The 23,374-nt window shown below is 46.1% G+C and carries 20 protein-coding genes; 10 read left to right on the forward strand and 10 right to left on the reverse strand.

Translation table 11 applies throughout. The features are described from left to right. The 4 genes from S1OALGB6SA_RS02430 to S1OALGB6SA_RS02445 form a co-directional block, all read left to right on the forward strand. Positions 1-257: arsenate reductase/protein-tyrosine-phosphatase family protein (locus tag S1OALGB6SA_RS02430; RefSeq protein WP_230204371.1), on the forward strand; the 257-nt coding region annotated here is incomplete at its 5' end. A gap of 178 nt (positions 258-435) precedes the next feature. Beyond that, complete coding sequence (locus S1OALGB6SA_RS02435) at positions 436-1,506, forward strand: ABC transporter substrate-binding protein (RefSeq protein ID WP_124032435.1); 1,071 nt, start codon at positions 436-438, stop codon at positions 1,504-1,506. Position 1,507: 1 nt separating this feature from the next. Beyond that, on the forward strand, positions 1,508-2,509 hold the full coding sequence (locus tag S1OALGB6SA_RS02440; RefSeq protein ID WP_230204372.1) for a FecCD family ABC transporter permease: 1,002 nt from the start codon (positions 1,508-1,510) through the stop codon (positions 2,507-2,509). Further along, the gene (locus S1OALGB6SA_RS02445; RefSeq protein WP_124032436.1) at positions 2,506-3,291 is read left to right on the forward strand and encodes an ABC transporter ATP-binding protein; all 786 of its coding nucleotides are present in this window, start codon (positions 2,506-2,508) and stop codon (positions 3,289-3,291) included. Before S1OALGB6SA_RS02440 ends, S1OALGB6SA_RS02445 begins: the two co-directional genes overlap by 4 nt. A 50-nt stretch (positions 3,292-3,341) precedes the next feature. Here the strand turns inward: S1OALGB6SA_RS02445 and S1OALGB6SA_RS02450 are convergent, their stop codons facing one another. Then, on the reverse strand, positions 3,342-4,874 hold the full coding sequence (locus S1OALGB6SA_RS02450) for a glycosyltransferase family protein (protein ID WP_124032437.1): 1,533 nt from the start codon (positions 4,872-4,874) through the stop codon (positions 3,342-3,344). Beyond that, positions 4,871-6,148, reverse strand: coding sequence for a glycosyltransferase family 4 protein (locus tag S1OALGB6SA_RS02455; RefSeq protein ID WP_124032438.1), 1,278 nt, complete (start codon positions 6,146-6,148; stop codon positions 4,871-4,873). The genes S1OALGB6SA_RS02450 and S1OALGB6SA_RS02455 overlap by 4 nt, the downstream gene beginning before the upstream one ends. A gap of 71 nt (positions 6,149-6,219) precedes the next feature. Between S1OALGB6SA_RS02455 and S1OALGB6SA_RS02460 the strand changes: the two genes are divergently transcribed. Genes S1OALGB6SA_RS02460 through S1OALGB6SA_RS02470 form a run of 3 tightly spaced genes read left to right on the forward strand, consistent with a single transcriptional unit; the run spans position 6,220 to position 9,664 of the window. Then, positions 6,220-6,783 carry a DUF456 domain-containing protein gene (locus tag S1OALGB6SA_RS02460; protein ID WP_124032439.1) on the forward strand — a complete coding sequence of 188 codons (564 nt, stop codon included), beginning with the start codon at positions 6,220-6,222 and terminating at the stop codon, positions 6,781-6,783. A 29-nt stretch (positions 6,784-6,812) separates the two neighbouring features. Beyond that, positions 6,813-8,543, forward strand: a complete 1,731-nt coding sequence (locus S1OALGB6SA_RS02465) for a sugar phosphorylase (protein WP_052080000.1) — start codon at positions 6,813-6,815, stop codon at positions 8,541-8,543. Next, positions 8,540-9,664, forward strand: coding sequence for a mechanosensitive ion channel family protein (locus S1OALGB6SA_RS02470; protein ID WP_037562008.1), 1,125 nt, complete (start codon positions 8,540-8,542; stop codon positions 9,662-9,664). The genes S1OALGB6SA_RS02465 and S1OALGB6SA_RS02470 overlap by 4 nt, the downstream gene beginning before the upstream one ends. Before the next feature lie 75 nt (positions 9,665-9,739). On the opposite strand, the gene efp is transcribed toward S1OALGB6SA_RS02470, so the two are convergent. The 5 genes from efp to S1OALGB6SA_RS02490 all read right to left on the reverse strand — a co-directional run bounded on the left by efp (position 9,740) and on the right by S1OALGB6SA_RS02490 (position 11,877). Further along, positions 9,740-10,309, reverse strand: a complete 570-nt coding sequence (gene efp / locus S1OALGB6SA_RS02475) for an elongation factor P (protein WP_037562006.1) — start codon at positions 10,307-10,309, stop codon at positions 9,740-9,742. A 65-nt stretch (positions 10,310-10,374) separates the two neighbouring features. Then, the gene (gene fdxA, locus S1OALGB6SA_RS02480; protein WP_077067555.1) at positions 10,375-10,548 is read right to left on the reverse strand and encodes a 4Fe-4S ferredoxin; all 174 of its coding nucleotides are present in this window, start codon (positions 10,546-10,548) and stop codon (positions 10,375-10,377) included. Next, positions 10,533-10,694 (reverse strand): hypothetical protein, encoded by a 162-nt coding sequence (locus S1OALGB6SA_RS10045; protein WP_195910253.1) that lies wholly within the window; start codon positions 10,692-10,694, stop codon positions 10,533-10,535. The genes fdxA and S1OALGB6SA_RS10045 overlap by 16 nt, the downstream gene beginning before the upstream one ends. Next, positions 10,691-11,170 carry an S-ribosylhomocysteine lyase gene (locus tag S1OALGB6SA_RS02485; RefSeq protein ID WP_037562004.1) on the reverse strand — a complete coding sequence of 160 codons (480 nt, stop codon included), beginning with the start codon at positions 11,168-11,170 and terminating at the stop codon, positions 10,691-10,693. Before S1OALGB6SA_RS02485 ends, S1OALGB6SA_RS10045 begins: the two co-directional genes overlap by 4 nt. A 2-nt stretch (positions 11,171-11,172) precedes the next feature. Next, positions 11,173-11,877 (reverse strand): 5'-methylthioadenosine/adenosylhomocysteine nucleosidase, encoded by a 705-nt coding sequence (locus S1OALGB6SA_RS02490; protein WP_124032440.1) that lies wholly within the window; start codon positions 11,875-11,877, stop codon positions 11,173-11,175. Between the two features lie 221 nt (positions 11,878-12,098). Between S1OALGB6SA_RS02490 and S1OALGB6SA_RS02495 the strand changes: the two genes are divergently transcribed. Both S1OALGB6SA_RS02495 and S1OALGB6SA_RS02500 read left to right on the forward strand, forming a co-directional pair. Continuing rightward, positions 12,099-13,316 carry a hypothetical protein gene (locus S1OALGB6SA_RS02495; RefSeq protein WP_124032441.1) on the forward strand — a complete coding sequence of 406 codons (1,218 nt, stop codon included), beginning with the start codon at positions 12,099-12,101 and terminating at the stop codon, positions 13,314-13,316. After that, a complete protein-coding gene (locus tag S1OALGB6SA_RS02500) occupies positions 13,307-13,978 on the forward strand; it encodes a hypothetical protein (protein ID WP_037561999.1) in 672 nt (223 codons plus the stop codon). Before S1OALGB6SA_RS02495 ends, S1OALGB6SA_RS02500 begins: the two co-directional genes overlap by 10 nt. Before the next feature lie 21 nt (positions 13,979-13,999). Here S1OALGB6SA_RS02500 and S1OALGB6SA_RS10755 read toward each other — a convergent pair whose 3' ends face one another. From S1OALGB6SA_RS10755 to S1OALGB6SA_RS02515, 3 genes are all read right to left on the reverse strand, one after another. Beyond that, positions 14,000-15,571, reverse strand: coding sequence for a metallophosphoesterase (locus S1OALGB6SA_RS10755; protein ID WP_052079999.1), 1,572 nt, complete (start codon positions 15,569-15,571; stop codon positions 14,000-14,002). A 161-nt stretch (positions 15,572-15,732) separates the two neighbouring features. Then, a complete protein-coding gene (gene mutL / locus S1OALGB6SA_RS02510; RefSeq protein ID WP_037561997.1) occupies positions 15,733-17,496 on the reverse strand; it encodes a DNA mismatch repair endonuclease MutL in 1,764 nt (587 codons plus the stop codon). A gap of 84 nt (positions 17,497-17,580) precedes the next feature. Continuing rightward, complete coding sequence (locus tag S1OALGB6SA_RS02515; protein WP_124032442.1) at positions 17,581-22,380, reverse strand: hypothetical protein; 4,800 nt, start codon at positions 22,378-22,380, stop codon at positions 17,581-17,583. A gap of 46 nt (positions 22,381-22,426) precedes the next feature. On the opposite strand from S1OALGB6SA_RS02515, the gene S1OALGB6SA_RS02520 reads away from it, so the two are divergent. Further along, positions 22,427-23,371: a hypothetical protein gene (locus S1OALGB6SA_RS02520; protein WP_124032443.1), complete on the forward strand. Its 945-nt coding sequence runs from the start codon at positions 22,427-22,429 to the stop codon at positions 23,369-23,371. Positions 23,372-23,374 lie beyond the last annotated feature (3 nt).

The raw sequence follows: 23,374 nt of genomic DNA on the forward strand, positions 1-23,374 counted from the left end.
TGTCCAGGCTGGATGTGGAGAATTACAATCTTCTTCTTACCATGGACGAACAAAATTTCGCCGATACCTTGGCCCTGTGTCGAACAGATGAGAATAGGGAGAAAGTTATGATGTTTAGGAACTTCGATCCTGAGGGACGAGGTGAGGTTCCGGATCCTTGGTATGGGAGAATGGATGGATTTGAACTTGTATGGCGCATTGTTTATAGAACCTGCGAGTCTTTGCTGGATTATGTTCATGGCGTGTTGCGGGCATAGGGCGATGCAAGGCGCGTTTTAGATGAGACTGAGTGTTTCCTGCGAGTGATGTGCCGATTAAGATATATTGAGAATGCGCGTTGGGATTTGGCAGATATAAGGAAGACCCCATCGCACTTGGCTGATTATTTTCAGTTAATTATACTTCCCATGTGAATTGGATGATACGGAGGCACACATGATATTTCGGCGAGTTCTCTTTTCGGTTGTCTTGGAGACCTTAACTCTGGCATTTCTCCAGGCAGGTGGAGTGGGCGATCACACGGGCGGAATTTCAAGCGACGCTGAAGAGACGCTTGGAATATTGCCAGAGCGAATAGTTCAAGTTGGGTCTTCGGCATTTATCATTACGAACGCGTTGTATTTGTTTCCGGAGGCTTCTTTGAAATTGGTTGGTACTGCTGACGGAAATCAGGGCAATGGTTTTTTCGTGAATGATATAGATTCAAACTTCGACAATAAGACAGTAATGCCTAGAGAAGCAAGCACTGAAGCTATTTTAGCCTTGGAACCTGATATGGTAGTAATGAAAGATTTCATGAAAAACCGGATGGGTGAACCTTTAGAGCGGATGGACGTGGAAACTCTTTATCTCAATTTAGAGACTCCCGAGGCCTGGATGGACGATTTGGACAAACTTGGGGAATTGTTCGGAAATAAAAAACGCGCCGATAAACTGAAAGCTTCCATTAAGAGCAGAGTTACGTCTGTGGAAGAAACTCTGGCTGAGCTGACAGAAGAGAACAAACCAAGAGTTCTGTTGCTGTATTGGTCGGTTAAGGATGGTGTGATGGCGCTAAATGTTCCACCTCCATCCTGGATTCAAACTCGTATGGTTGAAATGGCTGGTGGTATTCCTGTGTGGAAAGAGGCTGATTTGGGTAAGCACTGGACACTGACGAGTATCGAGCAGATTGCGTTGTGGGACCCGGATGTGATTTTCGTGGTGTCCTATCATGTGAACGCTGTCGAAGTGGTTGAGACAATCAAGAATGACAATATATGGCAACAGCTTAGAGTCGTGGCTAATAACCGGATACATGCATTTCCAGCTGATTACCACAGTTGGGATCAACCGGATATCAGGTGGCTGCTTGGCTTGAAATGGTTGGTCACTATTCTTCAACCGGAGTACTTCAAGGACGTTGATATGATAGATGAAACCAGAGCGTTTTATGAGGAAATGTACGACATAGACGAGGCGGGATTCGATAGTCTTATTCTGCCGCGTTTAACAGGTTTGAACTGATTTGCTCAGTGGGGAACAGAGGAGAATACTTAGATTTATCGCTTTGGCGTTTCTTCTAATCATTGTTTTTCTGCTTTCTTTGCTTTGGGGGCGATATCCCCAGCCTGGATTGACTAGCCTAAACACACTTAGAGTCAATGCTCTGGCCCAAGCCTTGGTGATGAAAGTTCGCTTGCCCCGAGCTCTGATGGCCATAATGCTGGGAGCCTCCTTGGCAAGTGCCGGAATGGTTTTGCAAACTGTTCTTGGCAATCCTCTTGTCGAACCCGGCTTGCTTGGGGTGAGTCAAGGCGCCGCTTTTGGTGCTGCGCTGGGGATTTTATTGTCGACAGGCAGTTACTGGCATATCTCCGTCTTGGCTTCGTTTTTTGGTTTGATGGGTTTGATGCTTAGCTGGTTGCTAGCGCGAAAAATAAGATATGGAGGAAGCATGCTTCGTCTTGTTCTTTCGGGGGTGATGATTTCCGCGCTTTTCTCATCGGGGTTAGGCGTATTGAAATACTTGGCCGACCCTCGTAGCCAACTGCCTGAAATTACTTTTTGGTTGATGGGAGGTCTCTCTGGTTCAAACTGGATTCTGGTTATCAGAACCCTACCACCGGTTGCATTGACGCTTCTGATCATCTTGCTGGTTAGATGGCGTGTAAACCTTTTCTCGCTGGATGATCGTTCCGCTTTCGCTTTGGGGAGCAGTCCAAACAGGGAAAGAATTACGCTAATAGTCTTTTCGGTTATCTCTGTTGCAACGGTAACGGCGGCTGCCGGAGTTATTTCGTGGGTGGGTTTGCTCATACCCCATGTGGCACGAAAGATTGAGGGCGCGGATACATCGCGATCCCTGCCATTATCGATGATACTTGGAGCAATCTTCGTGCTTCTATGCGATGACGTCGCCAGGTACTTGCGCGGTGGTGAATTGCCATTGGGTTTGTTGACAGCTTTCTGTGGGGCATTAATGTTCGCAATACTTATGTCCAGGCGTGGAAATACTTACAGTCGATGATCGAACCGGATGCGGCTATCACTATCAATGAGCTATTTTTTACCTGGCCGAATGCGGAATCTCCATTCTTTAAGAATTTAAATTTGCGTTTTCGTAAAGGGTATACTATCTGTCTTATCGGGCCCAACGGTTCGGGGAAAACAAGCTTAATGGAGCTAATACTGGGATGGAGGCGGGCTGATAGTGGCTATGTTGGTATTGGTGGACGTTCGATTGCCTCGATACCGTCTCGCGAACGCGGGCAGATGATGGCTTTGGTACCTCAAGAAGAGAGAATCTCATTCTCCTACAGTGTACTTGAATATGTGTTGTTGGGCCGTGCGCCGTTTTTACCACCTCTGGCCTCTCCAGGCAGAGATGACAAGAACTATGCAAGAAACTCGCTGGATAGGGTTGGTATTAGCCACTTAATCCGGCGCCTGTTACCCAGTCTTAGTGGTGGAGAGAAAAGAATGGTTCTGATAGCGAGAGCGTTGGTACAAAACCCACGAATTATGCTTCTCGATGAACCGGTTAATCATCTGGATCCGGCGAACTGTGAACGAATTATCGAGATTTTAATCGATTTGAAATCTTCGGGGATAACCATAGTAATGAGTTCTCATGATCCAGCTATAGTGCTTAGGTTAGCTGATCAAGTCGTACTGCTGCGTAGTCATGAGACTCCGGTGATGGGCAGTCCGGATAAGTTACTCACTTCCAAAAACCTGAGCGAACTTTATGGTGTCATAGCCCGTGTTGTTGATGTCGAGGGTAGGAAGCTCATTCTTTGGGGCAAATGACAGGTTTCAGTCCCGAAATTCTGACAAATTAAGCCTGGTAACCGTAAAACTCAAACATCATATAGCAAACGTATGTAATCGATTCTACTAAAAGCTCTCCTTACGTTTTTTCCGATTTTTTCCGGAGGGAGCGACTTCCGTTTATCGCCAAAGCTTCGAATTATTTCGATGAAAGACCTTACATATCGATTGCCTCCCAAATGGGATGCCACGATTTTTTTCATTTCCGGAGGTTTTGCCTTCAGGGTTCGCTCAGCCGATTCCAATAATTCCTGGTTTAAGCTTCTTGTTCTTTTCAGCCACTCGTGGTCTTTGTTGGCTAGTTTCAGTGCCGCAAGTTGATCTTCCACTGAAAGATAGGAAACATCAATGCCGCCACTCGTTGCGAGTTTAGAGACAGCCGTGATAATTGATTTCAAAGCTTTCTCGGGTATGGAGGATTTCATTTGCTGAATTTTGTCCAGGTATGCCGTTTTCGTTCGTTCAGCAAGTTCCGGTGTCGCCGGAATGCGGAAATCGGTCCAAAAACGTCTTGGGTAGTCGCCAAATAATCCGAGCACCCCATCCAGGATATCAATATACCTTGCAAATAATGGTTTCCGCCAGAGCAGCGAGTTGATGAACAAGTAACCGAATCCCTCCTGTACGGAGGTGGAAATTACCGCGTCGCAAGATGCTATCAAACATGAATAGCCTAGTCTTGAGTCGCCGGAAGTTTCGGGACACCATGCTCCGGGAATGATGCCCTCTTTATAAGCTTTTTCGATAAGATCAGAGTAAGGTTTTTCGTCGGTTGAGACGCCGGCGAGAGTTACGATAAGATTGGCTGGACGGTATAGAATGCGAGCAAAAAGGGCTGCCTCAAGTATGTTTTTACGTCTGATTGCTCGAACTGGATATAGTAGAATCGGAGCGCCTGAAATGTATCCTGGATTATTCCTAGATGATAGTTCTTCCAGGGCGACCCTCGTTTCGGCTGAATTTATATCCTCCAATCTAGGAATCATAACGGGGTTCGGTAATAGATAAACCGATTTCTCCAGACCGGCGCCTGACAGGATATTCAAATCTCTTTCGTTGATAACAGCGTAGCGAATTCTGGCGCCGCTGGGGTAGGGAGGCTCATTGAGCAGGGTGTCGATTCTTTCCAGGTTTTTTGAACGTCCACATTCTGGGAAGTCGTGTATTTGCAATAGTACATTGCGCTTTCCCCGGGCCGCTACTTTCATCAATGCCATAGTTAATGCAAGGTTTTTCCCTATATGGTAGTTATGTACCCAGAAAATAGTATCCTCGTCATAACGCGCCTCCAGTCTTTCAGCCAGTCTATCCGGATTAGTACTCAGTTCATTTTCCGCGTATCCGATTTCATCCAGCACATCCAGGCGTATTTTGTCTCGCCGGTCGCCTTCGAACCCGTCTATTATCCGATTAAGAACACTTCCGGTGCCGTCACGGCATCCTGTAACCAACCGAATTTCTTGTATGTAGCCCAGGTGAGAAAGAAGCATTCGAACGGAATACACTATAACATCCGTTACACCGCCGGGATTGAGATGATAATGAAAGATAGCTAATTTCATATGTCGGATTCAAGCTTAAGATCTCCCAAGTGGCGGGTCAATACTGCCTTAAGCTGATTTCTGAGTAAGCTATATGAGTAATACCGCAAACCCAAGTCGTAATTAACATCTGCCATTTCTTGTGCAAGCTCACTGTCGTTGAGCACCTTTTCCGTAAATTTTATGGTTTCACTGGAAATGAAATTATCCATTTCGATTACTCTGAAGCCTTTGGGTCTGATATCGGTTGCATATATGGAATAGTTGTTAACCAAAATCGGTTTTCGAAACCAAATTGCCTCAAGAAATGCGTTGCCGAAACCTTCTATCAAAGAGGGATAGGTGATCAGGTCGGCATGTGGATAGATATCTTCCAAAACATATATTCGGCGCTTGTCTTCTGTTTCGCCACGGGTTTCCTTGATGATGTCGTTTACGAAAATGGCGCGAATTTTCATTAAATCAGCGTATTCCCGAACACGCATTTGATATTCGTATCCTTCATCACCAGATGCATGGGAGATTACCAGCACTGCTTTTTTCTTCATGCGACCCACCAATTCCACTGCATGTTCGATCCCTTTTCTTTGCACAACGCGGGTTGGTTGGAGTACAAAAAGCTCATCGTCACTAATACCCAGATCGGCACGAACATTGTTGCTGAAATCATCCGGAGAGGGCGGTCCTAACTCAAAATTCATTACGTTTGGAATAAGAGTTGATGAAATACCGGTTCGCAGAGCCAGTTGATTCTGTCCCGAGGTGTTTATAACAACATGTTCTATACTCGAAAGATGGGGTGGGAAAGCCATATTGAAATAATCCCAAACACAGTTTCTGAGAAATCTTTTACGTTCCCAAAAGAAATCGTGGTGATGTGCAATAACCGCCATTCCCGTTTCGGAGATGACTTCGGTAAGAGCGAGTGCAAGCGGGATATTCAGGGGTATGGTTAGCGCGTTTTCGACGACTATCAGGTTGATATTGAAAGTTTTGATGAATTCATAGATTTTTGATTTCAGGAAGAGTCTCATGTCATGAATTTTTGATGTCAGTAGACGGGGTCGTATGGTATTGCCAAAGCACTCGTCGCATATTGCCTTGATTTCGGGATGCTGGAAATGAAGCTTTTCTTCTATGAAGGAGTGATCAGTCAGTGTTTCCAGCTCTCCGGCCATGAAGTAGCATTCACAGCCTACTTGATCCAGAACGGTGGCCCATTTACCTGTTTCAAGTGACACTCCGTCAGTACCTGCAAATCTAAATGAGATGAAACCAACTCGCTTTGATGCCATGTTTGTATTCCTCTAGAACGCTATACTTCGCATGCTAAGATAAACGATATCACATTTGAGTCAAGGAAGTATTGAAAATCAAAAAAACCTTGTTTCCCACATCTGGTATAATGATGGATACGATGAACAATTTGGCAGTGGAAGTACTCTTTTTTGTCGTTTCGGCTATATCGGTGCTTCTTGTAGTATTTGGGATACCTGGAAATTTTGTACCCGTGATTATAGCGTTAATAGCCACTCTGGCAGGTGATGGTCGGAGTTTTAACTGGTTTTGGTTTGCTGTCTTCTTGTTTATCGCAGTATCAGGGGAAATGGTAGATCTGATTGTTGGCCTGATTGGTGCAAGGAAATACGGATCCTCGCGCGCTGGAATGATAGGAGCCGTTATTGGAGGTTTTGCGGGAGGAATTTTGGGCACAATGGCATTCCCCCTGATAGGTTCGTTGGTGGGAGTTTTTGTTGGTTGCTTTTTCCTAACCTTTTTGTTCGAATTGCTTTACTCCGAGAAAAGTGTTGATGAGAGTCGACACGCGGGTTTTGGAGCACTGATTGGAAGAGTCATTGCGAGCTGCTATAAACTGACAGTTGGCTTCGTTTTACTTGTGCTGATGGCATGGCACTTCTGGTTCAGGTAAGCTAAATTTCGATTAGCAGGAGGCTGGCAGTGGGATACAGTATTCAAGACAGATTGAAATCAATTTACGGAAGCGCTTTGGGCACCCTCACCACTGGAAAACTCAAGGCCTTGATGGGAAAGTGGCGCGATAAACTTCCTGATATTCCCGTGCTTGGAGATGGCCGTCTGCCCGCCGATGAACGGGATATAATAGTAATTGCGTATGGGGACAGTATTCAGACTGCAGGTGAGGTGCCGTTGGAGACATTGCGGAATTTCATGATTGAGCGCTTATCCGGTTTTATCTCCGGCATTCATATTCTGCCGTTCTCGCCTTATTCATCCGATGATGGTTTCTCAGTGATAGATTATCGGAAGGTTAATCCAGACTGGGGTGATTGGGGGCATATCTCTGCCATTGGCGAAAAATTTCGGCTTATGGCAGACTTGGTTCTCAATCATTGTAGCGCGAAGGGGATTTGGTTCAAGAAATTTCTGGAGGGTAACACAAACTACAAGAATTTTTTTATTACTGTAAACCCAGATGCCAATCTCGCGGAGGTATTTCGTCCAAGAGCTCTGCCCCTGGTTCATGAATTTAGTGTGGCTGGCGAGAAGAAGCTTGTGTGGACAACGTTCAGCAAAGATCAGGTTGACCTCAATTTTGCCAATCCTGCGGTTCTCCTGGAATTTATGGATATTTTACTAGACTACATCGCCCGGGGTGTCCGTATTATTCGATTGGATGCAATCGGTTTTCTGTGGAAGGAAATTGGGACAAGCTGCATACATCACAGGAAAACTCACGAAATAGTGAAGCTATTCCGGTTGGTGCTTAACGAGCTAGTTCCGGGGGTGATGTTGATAACGGAAACCAATGTGCCATATAAGGAAAACATTACATATTTTGGCGAGGGTTGTGATGAATCCCATATGGTATATCAATTTACTTTGCCGCCGCTTATTGCCGATGCCTATATTCGTGGCGATGCGTCCATATTGAGCAACTGGGTAGCCACCCTTCCTGAGCCGAACCCGAATCATACTTTTTTCAATTTCCTTGCTTCACATGATGGCATTGGAGTGCTGCCTGCAAAGGGATATCTAAGTGAAGAGGAAATTCAAATCATGGTAGACACCGCCAGGGAACGAGGCGGTTTGATAGGTTATAAAACCACCGCCAATGGCGAAATTCCCTATGAACTGAATATCAGTTATCGTGATGCAATTGCGGAAGGAACTTTTGCAGACGATGTCAGGGCAGCCAAATTTCTCTCATCCCAGGCGATTATGCTGGCGATGGCAGGAGTTCCCGGCATCTATATTCACAGCATTCTTGGATCGGGGAATTGGAAGGAAGGGGTTGCTCTTACCGGAGCTAAGAGAAGCATCAACAGGGAGAAACTCTCCTTGAGCCAGTTAGAAGCCGAATTGGATAATCCCAATGACATAAGACACCTGATTTTCACCGGGTATTGCAAACTGCTTAGAGCCAGGGGCCGGCATAAAGCCTTCCATCCCAGCGCCCCTCAAACCGTTTTGAACTTGGGGCCCTTACTCTTTGCTATCATCCGCGGGACTTCCTTAACAGGCCAGGTGCTCTGCCTTCAATCAGTCAGTGATAAGCGACAAAAAATTACACTGCCCGCGCCATTTGATTCAGCAAACACGCTGCGAAATCTTGTTAGCGGCAAGCAAGTAGGCGTGGTAGATAAAGGCATTGAATTAGAATCATACCAGGTGCTCTGGCTGGAAACGTTAGGAGAGTTGAAATCGTGAATTGGCTGGAATCAGAGCTTGGTCTATTGCCCTTTAGCCTCAAGGATTTTCTCCTAAAATTCATCATTCCAGTGTTATCGGTACTCATAGCGATCGTTATTCTTAGAGTCCTAGCAAGACGAATCACGAGACGTGTCATCAAAAATCAGGAACGTCAAAAAAGAGTTAGACACAACGTGCTGCAAGTCACTCGAGTTCTAGCCGGCCTTGGGATAGTCTTGTCGGCATTGAATCTCCTAGGCGGTCGGACCATTGTCAGAATTGCATTTCAATTCCTCAATAAGCCCTTCTTCACTAGTGGTAACACTGAAATTTCAGTAATCACCCTGATACTGGCTATTCCGATATTCATGTTAGCTTCCTGGGTAGGGAAAATAACCTCAAGTGGTGTGGAAACCAGAACGCTTAGACGCTTTGGCCTTGATGCGGAGCGAATTTTCGCTCTCAGTCGCCTGCTCCGATACAGCATAACTGTAATAATTGTAATTTTTGGACTATCCGCAATCGGTATAGACCTCTCTGCAATCGGCGTTTTTTTCGGTGTGTTGGGAATTGGAATCGGTTTCGGACTCCAATCCGTAATCGCCGATCTTTTCGCTGGCATAACCCTTATATTAATGGCCTTAATCAAGGAGGGCGATAGAATCCATGTTGGAAATTATGAGGGGAATATCAGCAGGATTCGCCTCATGAACACCGAACTACTCACCTTCGAGAATGAAACTCTCATCATCCCCAATAGCCAATTAACCAGTGGGACTATACACAATTTCAGTCATAAGGATTTGAGTGTAGTAATCGTAAATGATGTGGATGTTTCCTACAATTCCAATCTGGACCAAGTTATAGAACTGCTAAAAGACGTAGCTTCCAGGAATCCCTGGTTGCGCAAAGATAAGGAAATTATTGTTCGGGTTTACACCTTCGCATCCAGTGGCATTACCATGAAACTTCGAACGTGGATTGGCAATGTTGGAGATAGGGCTGAAGCTCGAAGCTGGACAAATCTTGAAATTTGGAGAACCTTTGTTCGCAACAGTATCGAAATACCCTTCCCTCAGCGAGATATCCATATAAAGGCGGAAAGCAACGAAGATGGAGACAACCTTCCGGTAGTCTGAGCCTGTGTTCAGACGAGCTAAAAACTCTGAGAAACAAGCTTAACTCAGGCGAACAACTGCGGGCTGGAACAATGACTAATCATTTACACGCTCCTGATATTCGCCGGTTTCAACATTGACTCGTATTTTCTCTCCTTTTTTGATAAAAATCGGAACCCTGACTTTTAGGTTTGTCTCTGTTAAAACGAATTTTGTGGCCCCTGTCACCGTATCGCCCTGTACAGCACTCTCCGCGGCGGTCACTAACAAATCTTTTTTGGGGGGGAGACGTATATCCAAAGTTTCACCGTTCCATCGAGTGAGCTTGAAGATTTCTCCTGCCAACATGTAGTACTGTGCTTTTTCGTGGCTAGGCATTGGAACCTCAAACTGTTCAAAGGTGATGCTGTCCATGAAGTGAAAACTTGTCTCATCCGAGTAAAGGAACTGAGCTTCAATCTCTTCGATATCAATCTCTTCACAGTTATCCTGACTTTTATGTGTCACCCTGAGGACAGTGCCATTCCGCAGGTTTTTCAATTTGAGGCGCACAAATGCCAAACCCTTTCCAGGTTTCACAAATTCGTGCTCTCTTACTACGTACGGTTCATTTCTTTCCATTATATAGGCGCCTTTAGCCACGGCGCCAGCCTTGATTGTTCCCATAATCACCTGTTGGGTAGCTCATCCATTTAGGCTACGCGCCGGCATCAATCAACTGAGGCGGCTCGTTAATTGGCAGAAATGCAGTCGACTGGGCAAACCTCTGCGCAGGCATTGCAATCTATACATAAATCGGCGTCAATTACCCGTACATCCCCAACCTCACTAATTGCATCCACGGGACATTCAGGCTCACAGGCGCCGCAGTTAATGCACTCAGCACCATCTATGATGTAAGCCATTTTCCACCTCCTGATTCAAGCATCCAAATATCAGAATAATGGAAGCGTCTCGAACTAATCAAGCACTCCAGGGTTTCCATCGGCCAGTCGAGAAGCTTTTTCAATAACTGGGATGCCGAAAAATCGACATTTACATAGCTAATCAACCGGGATATTCCAGATTCTCCGGGGTGGGATTTGTGAGAATCTCGATGAGAAATTTTTTGGCTTCCAAGGCGGCCATGGGCAAATCATGGGAGAGATGATTTCCACATTCACTCGGGCTGGCGCCGGGGATGGGATAGGAGTAATTTGCTATGAAGGTGAACATTTCCTTGATAAGCTGGACGATTTCCCTGGACTCTAAATCGCCCTTGAGTATCAGGTAGCAACCAGTCCGGCATCCCATCGGTCCAAAGTAAACCACTTCCCCGCCCCAATTGGAATTGTTGCGCAACCAGGTGGCACCCAGATGTTCGATGGTATGCAGAAGGGGCACATCGAGAACCGGTTCACGGTTCGGTTCCTTCATTCGAATATCGAAGGTGGTTAGCCATTTGTCGCCCAGGCTATCTCTCCTTGATACGTAAATTCCTCTGAGCAGATTATCATGATCGACAGTGAAACTGGCAATGCGCTCCATTGCTACCCCCCCCTCGTGGATTTTAACAGCCTATGAACAAAATTAATAGAATTAGTCGCGGCAAGAAGAAAGAAATCATTGAAATTTGCCTTATTGATTTCCCCGCCGATGATATCCGAGATAGAACGTATGTTGAGAAAAGGTGTATCGAAAATATAACAGGCCTGCGCGATGGCGGCCCCTTCCATCTCGATAGCTAAAGCATTCGGGAAGTTATACTTAATCTTATCGGCAATCTGCAGCTCCTGCACGAATACGTCGCCCGAAACAGTCAAACCAGACTTCACAGCATTGTTGGAATTCGGCGATGGGATGGATTGAGCCCTGGAAAGCAAGTGGGAATCGGCAAAATAGAAATGGGGCATCTGTGGAACCTGGCCGATTTCATAACCAAATGAAGTGACATTCACATCGTGATGGCACACCTCAGTGGATATCACAATATCACCAGGTTTGAGCTCTTTGCTGAAACTCCCGGCAACGCCGATGTTTACCAATACTTCCGGTTTATACTTGTCGATTAGTAGGCTGGTAGCCACGGCAGCGTTAACTTTCCCGATTCCAGAAAGCAGCAGAATCAGTTGATGACCTTCCAGACTCCCCTGGTGGAAACAAAACCCCGCCACTTCCGAGATTTTCGGTTGCTCAAGTTTGGATACCAGCATTTCCAGTTCATTTTTCATCGCCGCAATAATGGCAATTCTCACGTTCACCCCTCATATCAGTTAGCGCACTTAACAGCTGCTTCAAAGCTTTTATTTCAGTTTGTCGTCGAGAGGGTCTTTTTTACTGGATAGAAATAACCACGAACAGTACCCTTAACGTCATTGGGTTTATGAACCCTTGATGATCCTAGGCAGTTCAACACTTCGCTGTCAAGCGAGGAGAAAGCAGCGAAATCGTTGCTATGTCAATAATCGGAGCTTTGATGCTAGTTCTTCCAGGATTTAGAATCCTAAATGTTGAAGCTCGTTCGGAATCCAAACTGAATGAGGTGGTCTGTGAGCGCATTGCCGCTGGACTGAAAGGAGGCGACAAGGCACAAATATATCCGGGCAAAATTGATGTGAAAATCAAGAGTATCAGCACTAGCGGCAAATTTTTTCGCCTGAAAATCAAAGGAGCGAAGCGTTTGATGCTTATTGGAGGAGCGATAATCGTTTCTCCGGAATGGCCGATCGAGCAGAGCAGAGAGATACTGCTCTTATCTGATGGTCGAGGCATTCCCGAAGGAGCTTTGACCGTACGGGGCGGCCCTTATGTGGATTTCAATCGCGAGGGAATCATTGGCCCCGGTAGCTTCTTTGCTCGGCCCCCCTTTGTGGTTGTGAAATTTTCTGCTCCCTATCCTACTTTTCCAGGTGCCCGGCTGAGCGTGTACGAAAGAGATGGAAAACCGCGGTGCTTTACTGTACTTTGGCCCGGTAAGCTGAAAACTCAGGAGCTAAGGCGTTTGAGCAGAATCACCAGAAACCGCCTTAACTGTCATTCGCGTCCCTCCGAAATTTATCGGTGCATATTGCATTTGCGCGGTTGCGTGAATGCAGCTCCTATAGCAGGAGAGATATCTATGGAAAATGCCTCCCTAGTGGGTATGTGGTTGGTATTGACGGATAAACTCAAGATTCTGAAACACAGAATTTTGAAAATTGCTTCCAAACCCGGCGGAGCGAATGAGAAAATGATGCGAGTTGAGGGATTCCCAGACGGCCTTATTCTGGCTATTGCCCAAAAGATGTGCGGCACTGCGGAGCTGCAACTTCGTAATGGATGGTTTTTCCCGCCCGAAAAACTATTCCTATCACCTCTTCACAGGACTTGGTTAAAAAAGGTGCAAGAGGCTGGTACTGAGGGTATTCGCATCAGCGCGCCAGCACATGCAGTTGAAAGAGTGATTCTGGAAGAGCTTTCCCGCGCCGGGCTAGTAAAAGGCGGAAAGAAACTATGGTTTTCCACAGAATCGAGTGAGGCCTTGTCAGCCATGTTACTCAGTGGTAATGAGAAGGGTGATAAGATTTCACTGTCCTACGCACGCAAAATTCTTGCCGGAAGCCGAAGCCGAACACTTGAACTTCTGCATATTATGGAGTCTGAGAAACGTCTCTCGGCTCTCTCCGATAAGGGAGAACGGATAGTATGTCAATAAGGCACATAGTCATTTCAATTGTTGTGGTGTTAACTTCTTTTTCCTGCCAACGCTCGTCGCCACAAATCGACGAATTGCAATGGCGGCTTCTCTATCGTGACACTGGTGTTTATCGCTATGAGGAACTGGCAATATTTGTCCGCGCCTCGGACAGGGATGGTCCTGAAGATTTGGAGCAGATAACAGTGTCGGCTGGAAATACCGGCTTAATCTGGCGTTTTAGTGCTAATGAATGGATCAAGGATATCGGTATGGAGGAAGAGGGTGCATGGATTGGATTGCCCGCCGTTATTCCCTTGGAAGGGTTTAGTCTTCCCGAGGAGCTCTATACCCTCACGTTGGAAGATAGGACGGGAAGGGATCACCAAATCACTTTCAGGCCAGATCCAAATCGCTTACGGATGGTTGAAATCAAATGGCCGCAAGCACGAATAGAGAACGGGTTTTTTTTACTCGAAGAACCATATGAAGAGGGAACCCTGATTTTCAGAAATGAGGATTTGGCGCTTAATCAGGTGCTGCAAGTGGCAAATGAAACTGCGATTGATGTACACGAAAGTGCTCATTGGTGGGAACTCTGGATACCGCTTCCCGAGCGAACTAGTGGTTTCAGGCTGGGTCCATTTCCGCTGCAGACCACAGGGAGCGAAAGCTCGCTTTGAGAACAATGGATTGATTAGTGCTTATTTAGCGTAGCCGAAAAGTTTTTTCATGCGTTTCATCAATCTTGCGGAAAAGCTTCTGCCGTGAGTTGCGGCAAATTCCGAGACAGCCTGGTTTAGTGGATACTTTGGGTCACATTTTTCTTTCAGGCAGTGCCAATGCTTAATCATCCAGATATATAGATCGGCCTCTGTTCGATTTGGGAAACGAACCAATATATCCTCTTTTTGTATGATTTGAATTATTGGACTGTACAGGTTGTCAAACCATGAACGCGCGGCATTTTCAAAGGGAATTTCGTTGCTGTCATCCATGTTGATGAAGTACTTATGACCTTCAATGTGGTTTAGTAATTCATGCCATCTGCCGAGCGCGGTGAAGTTGATAGTTTCAACGGGAATCATCCGTGCGAGTCCGGTTTGTTCCAGCACGGAGTTACGCTCGTACTCTATTACCGCTTCTATGATTTCTTCCCTGCTTGCCGTGGACTTGATTGAAATCTTTGCACCGAGCTCGATTACCTCTGCGTCAATGTTCTTCATTCCCTGGGATAGTGCAACAGAGACGCGATGGTTTCCATCTCGAACAAAGTACAGCTCGCCGATTTTCAACAATTTAATGGGAGGCAGAATCACATCCGTGAGGTGTGCCTTGTCGATATTTTTCCAACGCTGCCGAAGATGTTCCTTTTTCGGGAAGAAATGTCTGCTGAAGTCCATATATCTATCTTCGCTTCCAACAATTTTGTCTATGGAAACTGTTTTCATGCTGAGATATCTTTCACTTTCCGGCTTCAATACATTCTTGATATCGTGGAAAGATAATAATTGCCCTGCCTCTGGGTTTACAAAATTCTTGAGAGACTCAATCCAAGCCCTTTGCTTAGCCCTAGAGAAATCACTGTCTGCCTTGTACTCCACATAGGAGTTATCCATCATCTCATTCTCCAAATTGAATACGATATGATCATAAGCGTTGATAACGATCGTATCAGAATAGCGGGTCGATCGCTTTCCGTTGATATCGTACAGATGTACGTGGCCATGTATGAGATATCTTGGTTTGAAACTTCTCATAAACCATAGGAAAACCTTGAAACCGCGGTGACAGGCATCCACTCGATCATGTATGCCAGCCGGGGCGGCATGAGTTAGCAGTATATCTAGCCAACGGCCGCGGAACACCCTATTTAACAGCATGGGAGGAAATAAGGTGGCTATTCGTAAAAACATTTGCAATTCCGTGAATTGATGGTAACCACTGTTATAACGGCGACAGCCGCCAAGCCCCGCCACGATGAGATTGCTTTTCTTCTCGAAGTGGACACTTCCGTCTATGCACTTTGAGCCAAAACCCTGGGGGATGGCTTGAAAACTATTCGAGCCGGCATCGCGATTTTGTCGGAAGCGGGGTAAGCTCGATAGATTGTGATTGCCGAATACGAAGAATAGCGGCTTGTTAAGGTGGGTAACGATGTACTCATAGTAGATTACGTCCAGGTCACCAGCACCCAGTACACAGTCAACTTCTCCGAATCGATCCTTTATATTGGGAGAATAGACAAGAGGATCGACATGATCGGCAACTGACATGATATTCAACTCCCCATTAGTACACAAAAAAAGACAGAAAATCAATGGGCTCACCATGGAGCTATTAAGATGCCTGTGAAATCGAAGTTCAGTTTGGTTCTCATAGACTGAACCCGCACGACTCAACATGGGAGCTGAGATTTAATCCGAGATAGAGAGTTCTACACCGTCCGCCCGACAAGCTCAAACAATTCGGAACGAGTAATCTCGAACCAAAGCGGTCTGCCATGCGGGCAGCGGGGACTTTCAAGTGCAAATGCCTGTTCAAGCAGGCGATTGGCGGCATCATCATCGAGAACACTTTTATCCTTCACGGCCGCCTTGCAAGACAAATCTGCCCAAAGTGTAAGCTCGAAGTTCTCAGCCTCAGCCACTCCTTCCTCGAGAAATTGGACAACAGCATCTTCCAGATTTTTTGCAACAGAGGGCAGGGATATCAAACACCAATCCCCTTCAGCATTCTTGGCAATTTCAATTCCAAGGGCCTTGAGTCTTGGTTCACGCAATTCCAGTTTCATCTGCGTAGCCTCATCCAGATTAAGCGATCTTGGAATCAGCAGCCGATCAGATTCGGGTTTGGCGTTGCGAAATTTTTCGTATAACACCCTTTCATGGGCCGCATGCTGATCGACAATAAAAATTGAATTGCCACTTTCGGCCACCAGGAAAACTCCCAACGCTTGTCCGAGATATTTGAAATCCGTACCCTTTGGAATCGAGCTGGGCACGAAGCGTTCAAATCTCTTGCGAGTTACTTCACGAACGAAATTTTCCGATTCATGTTTGTCAAACTGAACATCCATTCCGGTGTTCCATCTGACAGGCTTGTTCGAACGCTCCTGAACTGAATTCAATCCCATCGCAGTCCATCTAGTCTCCCGATCGTTGGCGGCCATATCGGTTCTTTCAATGTCCACTTTGCTTCGCTCTTGATAGGCTTTTTCGGTAAGGCGTCTCTTGATGGCTTCAATCAATGTATGCCTGATATCCTGGAGATTGCGGAATCGCACCTCTTTTTTCGCAGGATGTATGTTGAAATCAACCAGTGTCGGATCCACCTCGATGAATACGAAGGCAATTGGGAAATTCCCTCCTGGCATCCAGGAAGTGTAAGCGTGTGAAACTGCATGCACCAATGAGAACTCATCTATCTTACGCCGGTTGACAAAGATTTTAATGTGTTTCCTATCCTTCCGAGCAATTTCCGGCCTGAGATGCACAACGTGAATTTTGAAGCCATTCTTTTCAGTCAGTGTTTCCAGCCAGGATGATTTCTGGGACAAGCTCGGCCAACATGCCGCAATACGTTCCAACTGCGAGCCAGCCAGGTATAGTCCTCTTGGCTTTCCATCTGCAAAATATCTGAATGCAATGCTTGGATGCGCAGCCGTCTTTTCAAAAAAAACCTTCTGGCACATCGCGCCCTCAGAGCGTTCAGTCCCCAGAAATCTGCGGCGAGCCGGCATGTTGTAAAACAAACCGCTAAGCGAAACAGAAGTTCCTTGAGCGCCATGAAAGGGCCCGAATTCCATCCTTTCTCCGCCATGCACTACCAAGCGATATGCGACATCCCCTTGTGCCGCTACTATTTCCAAACGTGCACAGGCGGCCAAGCTCGAAAGCGCTTCACCCCGGAATCCATGCGTCTTCACCCGCTCTAAATCCTTTAAATCCGCAATCTTGCTTGTGGCATGCGGAAGCCAGCATAGTTCCAGGTCCTCCTGCACCATACCGCAGCCATTATCACTTACCCTGATGCTATCTATACCCCCACCGTCTAAAGACAAAGCAATCTCATCCGCGCCGGAATCAATCGCGTTATCGAGCAGCTCTCGCACAGCTGCATAAGGTTTATCAATAACTTCTCCAGCCGCTATCTTCCTAGCCACCATCTGCGGGAGGATACGAATCGGTCTATCTTCCATAACAACCAATTATAGAGTAAAAACACACATCAAATTCAAAGATACTGTCATGGCCTCACCTGATGCATCCACAGTGAAAACATTTTAGAAATGTAGTTTTGCTTCAATGCCCATTTCCCATCCGTTACTGAACTCTTCTCCAAAAGCGCCCAAGCCTAAAGCCAACCAAACTTTGAATTCTCCCACATCGGAGAAAACCCAGACCGATTCGTGATGCACCGTAACAGCCATACTGAAGACAGTCGTATCCGGCGCATCCTTCCATGGGTACTTGCCCCTCAGGAGCAAGTGTTCCCGATTTTCTAAATAGTTCTGACTCAAAATTGCCCGTTTGAATAGGGGTAAACGCAAAACATCCTTTGTCGCAGTTCGCCATCGGTATTCCAGTTTTGCCTCCTGCCTCGTCTCACGACTCCTATCATTCCAATGCCAGTGGATACGATGATTAAAAATAAACGATTCCCTTCTTTTCCCTGTGAATATCCAATTGCTTTGCCATAGCAGCTCATACGGTGCCGGCGCCGATGTACCATTCAGATCTTTCAAGACAATTTGCAGCAGAGTCGAAAGATGCTCACTATTGTAAGCGGAAAAAATGGGATAGGTTCCAAAGCGGCCAAAGAGGTTTACAGCCTCAAAACCCATAGTTCCTCGCCACTCATTTTCCCAGCCAACCGTATCGCCTTTGCGCAGATACTCTCTTTCAATGGAGAAGTTCGTATAATTTGGAACAAAAAGGTCAATGAAGCTGGATTTCACAACCCTCCTCACATCCAGCGCAACCTCCACTTCGTAATTTGCTTCTGGCAACCCTTCAGTGGCCCGCTCAAAAACCTGCCCGTCCTGCAATCCAAATAATTCTCGGAAAGGAACATAAGTGAAAAGAGGAAATTGACCCCTGGCGTTGGTTATGAAGTTATACCAAACATCTCCGTAATTCTCGTTTCCGTCTCCATTCGTATCAACGAGTTGACGGAAATTGCGCCGGTAAGATGGCGTAATAGACCAAGATGGAAAACGGATTGGAAAAGACAAAATTCCAGCCCAGCGATTTTCCTGATTCCATTTAGGCGCCCTATTAGCCTTCAGTCTAAGTTCAGGACTCCATTCCGCTGAAAACGTCTCGATATTCGCATTCACATCCAATGCATGGTGAATTTCCCGATTGAAAACCTCACCCCCTGCCGGCCAAAGTAGCGCATAGTCCTTAATCCAGGAAGAGAAGTAGTCTTCTGATTTTGCCTCAAATTTCTTCGAATTCATGATGTATTTAATACCTAGCTCAGTATTCCACCTCCCCCCCTTCCAAGCGGTTTCAGTGCCCCAGGATTGAACAATTGATGAACTGTCATAGAGGGCATCGCTAAAAGCTCGCAGCCAGCCAACATCTAATTTCAAGTTCAAATCATTTGAGCGAGAAAAGCTCAGGATTTCCCCGGATTTTCCTCTAGAGTAAGTATCCTTGAACCAGAAAGTCTCGTAATTAGCGGGAATTCTCAAAGAATGACTGGCAGACCAATTCGATTTCCCAAGATTCCAGGCGCCCTGCCAATCCGTATTGAGTTTCATCCCTAGGATATCCGTGCCTATTCCTATGGAACCCCCATAAGCTACATCTTTTTTCCCAACACCCGAAATAACCGTTCCGCCGCTGATATCGACTCCTCCTTCGAGGGCTATATCACCAAGTATCGGGAAGCTGCCAATCGCCGCAACCTCTTCCTCATAACGCCAGTAAGCGTTCATCTGTGCGCCGCCAGCTACCGAAAACGCAGGATCGCGAAAATAAACCTCGTCGAAGTAAATCGTACCAGAGTTAACGCTCTTAGATGCATCACCTTCCGCATCGGCCCCGTTAAGGATGAATCTCGTTAGTTCGCCCGCGTAATTGTCAATAGCAATCCTTTCAATTGAATTACCCAGAGCACTGCTTGCCGTTCCCTTTGCGATGTCTATTTTGATACGATCCCATTTTTTTCTTTTTGACGATGTCCAGGTAACTTCAATACCGGAACCTTCCTTGTCAGTCATTTTAGCGGTTATGGCACCACTTCCCGTCTCATCGTAAACAAAAAACACCAGAGTTCCATAGGCTTCCATCGGTATACCGGAGAACCAGGAAACCGCTTCCCATCTATCATTTGCTCCGATGGCTTCACTGTGCTCAGACACATCATCTCCCCAATTCAATTTCAAAACTTTGTTCTTCTCGTTTTTCTGGTGAAACAGCGATGATACTTCAGGGAAGGCCGTTTCAAGGCTGCTGTCAAGCGTATCGTCGGTAACTTCAATTCCGGCAGCATATTGATTGGAAGCAAGCTCATTGGAATCATTGCGAATCTCAATTCTAAACAGATTGCCATCGAACCTGGGTGGACCAAGGATTACTCGACCCTTTATCTTCTCGGCGATTGTATTGTCTATAATCAGGCGAAGTGCCCTAACACTGCTCAGCTTGAGTCTCTGGCTGGCAGTGAGCGTTATCCGCAGAATCTTCCAAGTACCGCCAGATTGCCAGGCATCCTTGATGTCTTTGGAGGTTTCAGCGTAGTCCGTCAGGTTCCATTCAAGCATCCGACTGGAGTCCTCAGAATTGATAACTCCGTCTTTATGATGGTCTTCCGCTTCGCCGATTTCACCAATTTGAAGGAAGATGTCGGGAATATCGGTGTTTTGGTCGACTAGAAACATGATTGGAAGCTCTATGCCGGTATAAGATGAGAGATTGATGACATTTTTTGTATCTGCCAGGAAATCTGCAGCACTCCAGGAATTTGTCGCACCTGGCAAATCAAATCTGAAATCCATAACTCTGGCTTCAGCAGGATCTCCCTCGCGGCTTGCGGCGAGAGCAGGGCCGTCTTCACCAGTGGATGTGGCCTGATTCCACAAATAGTCATTGAGTTTTTTTCTACCCAGGAAATCGGAAGAGAAGTAATTGTACTTATCGACTTTCTGGCGGGAGGTGAGGAGTTTATGCCGCGGATTATTGGGCATGCTTCCCGGTATTCGGACCGAGATGCTCTCTGGCGCTCTAACCAGCGTGGATTCAAAAAAAGATAAAGTCAGCCCCTCATCCTCCATGCCAAAGAGCCGCAGCCTGCCCGTTGTATCCGGAGAGGAAAGAGTAACGTCTCCTTCCAAACGAATTCCGGCATTTGCTGTCTCCCAGTCAAGGGAAGTGGCAACTGTTATTTCACCTGAACTTTGCTCGTATTCGTAAACAACTTGTTCCCGATTGATGTTCCAACGTATACTTTCCGCCAATTCCAGAGTAAGCTGCGGTGTGAGTTGAAACTGATTCCCCTGATAAATGAAAAGTTCATCTGCGGCGAACTTCGAATTTTCAATTCGAAAGCTAACTTCAATCCAGTCATCGAGATAAATGAAGTGTGAGAAGATGAGTTGGCCATCCTCTGAAATCTTTACAGTTTTATCCCTTATGCCGTTTATATGGACAACAACCGATCCAGGCACTACGTCGCTTCCCAAGTAGTAGCCAGGATTTTTCTCTTTGATGGCCAGCACTATCATTTTGGAAAGCTTTGCCGGATCGGTTTCCCGGCCGGGGCCATATACTTGAGGATCGGAAATGGCAAAGGGGTACCGGTTTGCCGGATCGCGCAAGCCTTCTGTCGAGCCTACGGCACCATAGACGGTGATGGTTTTCTCCTGAATACTGGCAATGAAACCGAAATCAATCGACTCATTCGGATAAAGAGCGCCACGATCGCGAAGTTGAGGTACAATCCTCCAGCTTTCTTCCGGCAGCGACCTGTTTGAGCGGTACACGTTCTGGCGTTCAAAGGGCGTAAATCTGCCTGGTTCATAAAGAATCAGATAGCCCTTCCCATTGATATTCACCCTTGAAGTCTTCTCGAATTTCCTCCCATCCGGATCGTATATATCTTCTTTGTCAAATTCAAATTCCGCATATTCGAGCGGACTCAACTGTGGTTTAAGATTTGAATCCGGTTTGATAATGAAATCATCTACGGTTTCCGTGCCTACGGCCCTACTGTTCTGGTTCTCGTAATAAACTATTACCTGCCCATCATGAGAGGCGCGGAGCTCAAGCAAGCCGTTTTGGTTATCCACGAAATACTCCGCATTTTGTGCGAGCCGGTATCTACGTTGAGTATCAAATCCATCTCTTCCGATTACCGGCCCGTTTCTATCTTCCAGATAAACAACAAAATTGGATATGTTTTTATCCGGCAGGATGAAGTATTTACCTTCGACAAACTCCATCAAACCGATATCTTGAGTGCTAACCTCGTATTGCCCCTGAAACACCTTTTTTCTCGGTGCGATTGGATCGAATCGAAATAGAATCTCATGCTTGGACTTGGGCGTCAGGAATTTTGCAGAGATGCCTGGAGCACCCCTGTGTGGCAAGGGTATGTTCATTCCGGCATAAGCCGTGGCGCTAACATCGTTGTTACCAACTATTACTTCCTGAACAAATTCGTCTCCCTGGCCTATATAGCCCGCTCTGTAGCTGTTGCGTTCAAAACTCCCCTGGAAAACTGTTTCGATAAACCATCGTTTATTCAACCACAAACTCAGTTTCAAATCTGGTTCCTGGGTGAATATCACACCTCTTTGCAGATCTGGATAGATGTTCTGGCTGCTTCTTCTGCCAAATGTTCCTCCGGCAGCTAGTCGTATTCGCCAATATCCATCCCAAATGAGGTCCACAGTCGTATTTTCCAGTTTGGTATTTATCAGGTATGCTGTGTTTTCGGATATATCTTTATCATTTTCGTGTTCTGCTGGTAGAATTGGACCATTCCCGCTTGGCATTTCCTGTGCGCTAAGCGCCCGTGAGGTTGGCAATACAAAGACTATGAGAAGCAAGAAACATCGTGCAAACTTATACATCCCTATACTATCATGTCACAAATTGGTGAAAAACCAAAAATGATGTGTGAAGAATCGGAAATATATGGGTATTGAACAGGAAAAAGCTACTGCTTTCGTGAATCGACTTTGGGAGAATCCATCACTTTCAGGGCTTTCGCCCTTGCAGAAGGAAGAACAACTATATCAATTCCTTGAGGCAAACAGCGCTGTACTCGAACCAACGCTCAGTTCACCCGCGTTTTTTCCGAAACTGCCGTGGTCGCGCATCTTAGTCTTACTGAAAATTGCTCTGATGGAAATTTCGGACAAAGCGCTTCCGTCGCTAATCAGTGAGACTATAAAAAGCAGCATGAAGTTCAATTTTGTGCAGGATATGCTGCGGAAAAAAGCTAGTGTCGAGTCAGCGAAATTTCAGCTGGAAGATTTCCTGAAGCAGATGTCGGAAAAGCCTAATTCCAGAAAAGAATTGACAGGTCCACTAATGGGTGTGGGTTCGGGTTTGATTGACAGATATGTGGAGAAGATTTTTTCCCGGCAGAGATATATCGGTTTTGAACTCAGGAAGGTGCAACGGTTGAAAATCAGCATTGATGAAATTGCGGATATGATTAAGGCGGCTATGCTTATTCGTCCATCTGTTCGTTATTATTCCCCCGAATCGACACTTGCATCACAACAGCCTCTGTTAATCATTTCGCCCGCTTTTGCTTCAAAGGTATTGAAAGAGCTTACAAAGTCGGTGACTTCGATGCCCGAATCGGTATTACGGAGCGCTGTCAATAGTATGCTGTCTTTTCAGGATAATCCGCACACTGAAGGCACCGCCAGGCTCGCGGCATTGTTTTCGCATCGCTCCAAGTACTTAAAACCCGGAATAACGGCGGACAGGGGTGCGGAGTCTTCAGATAAAAGCTGGTTCAGTATTGCCAGGAAGAATTACAAGATTTATGGTTTCGACTTAGATATGCTTGTAGAGTTGCAAAGCATCGCCGCGGAGAATGGATGGTAGTGG

The organism is Olavius algarvensis spirochete endosymbiont (assembly GCA_900608495.1).
In the GTDB taxonomy this organism is placed as follows: Bacteria; Spirochaetota; Spirochaetia; order DSM-2461; family DSM-2461; genus UBA2779.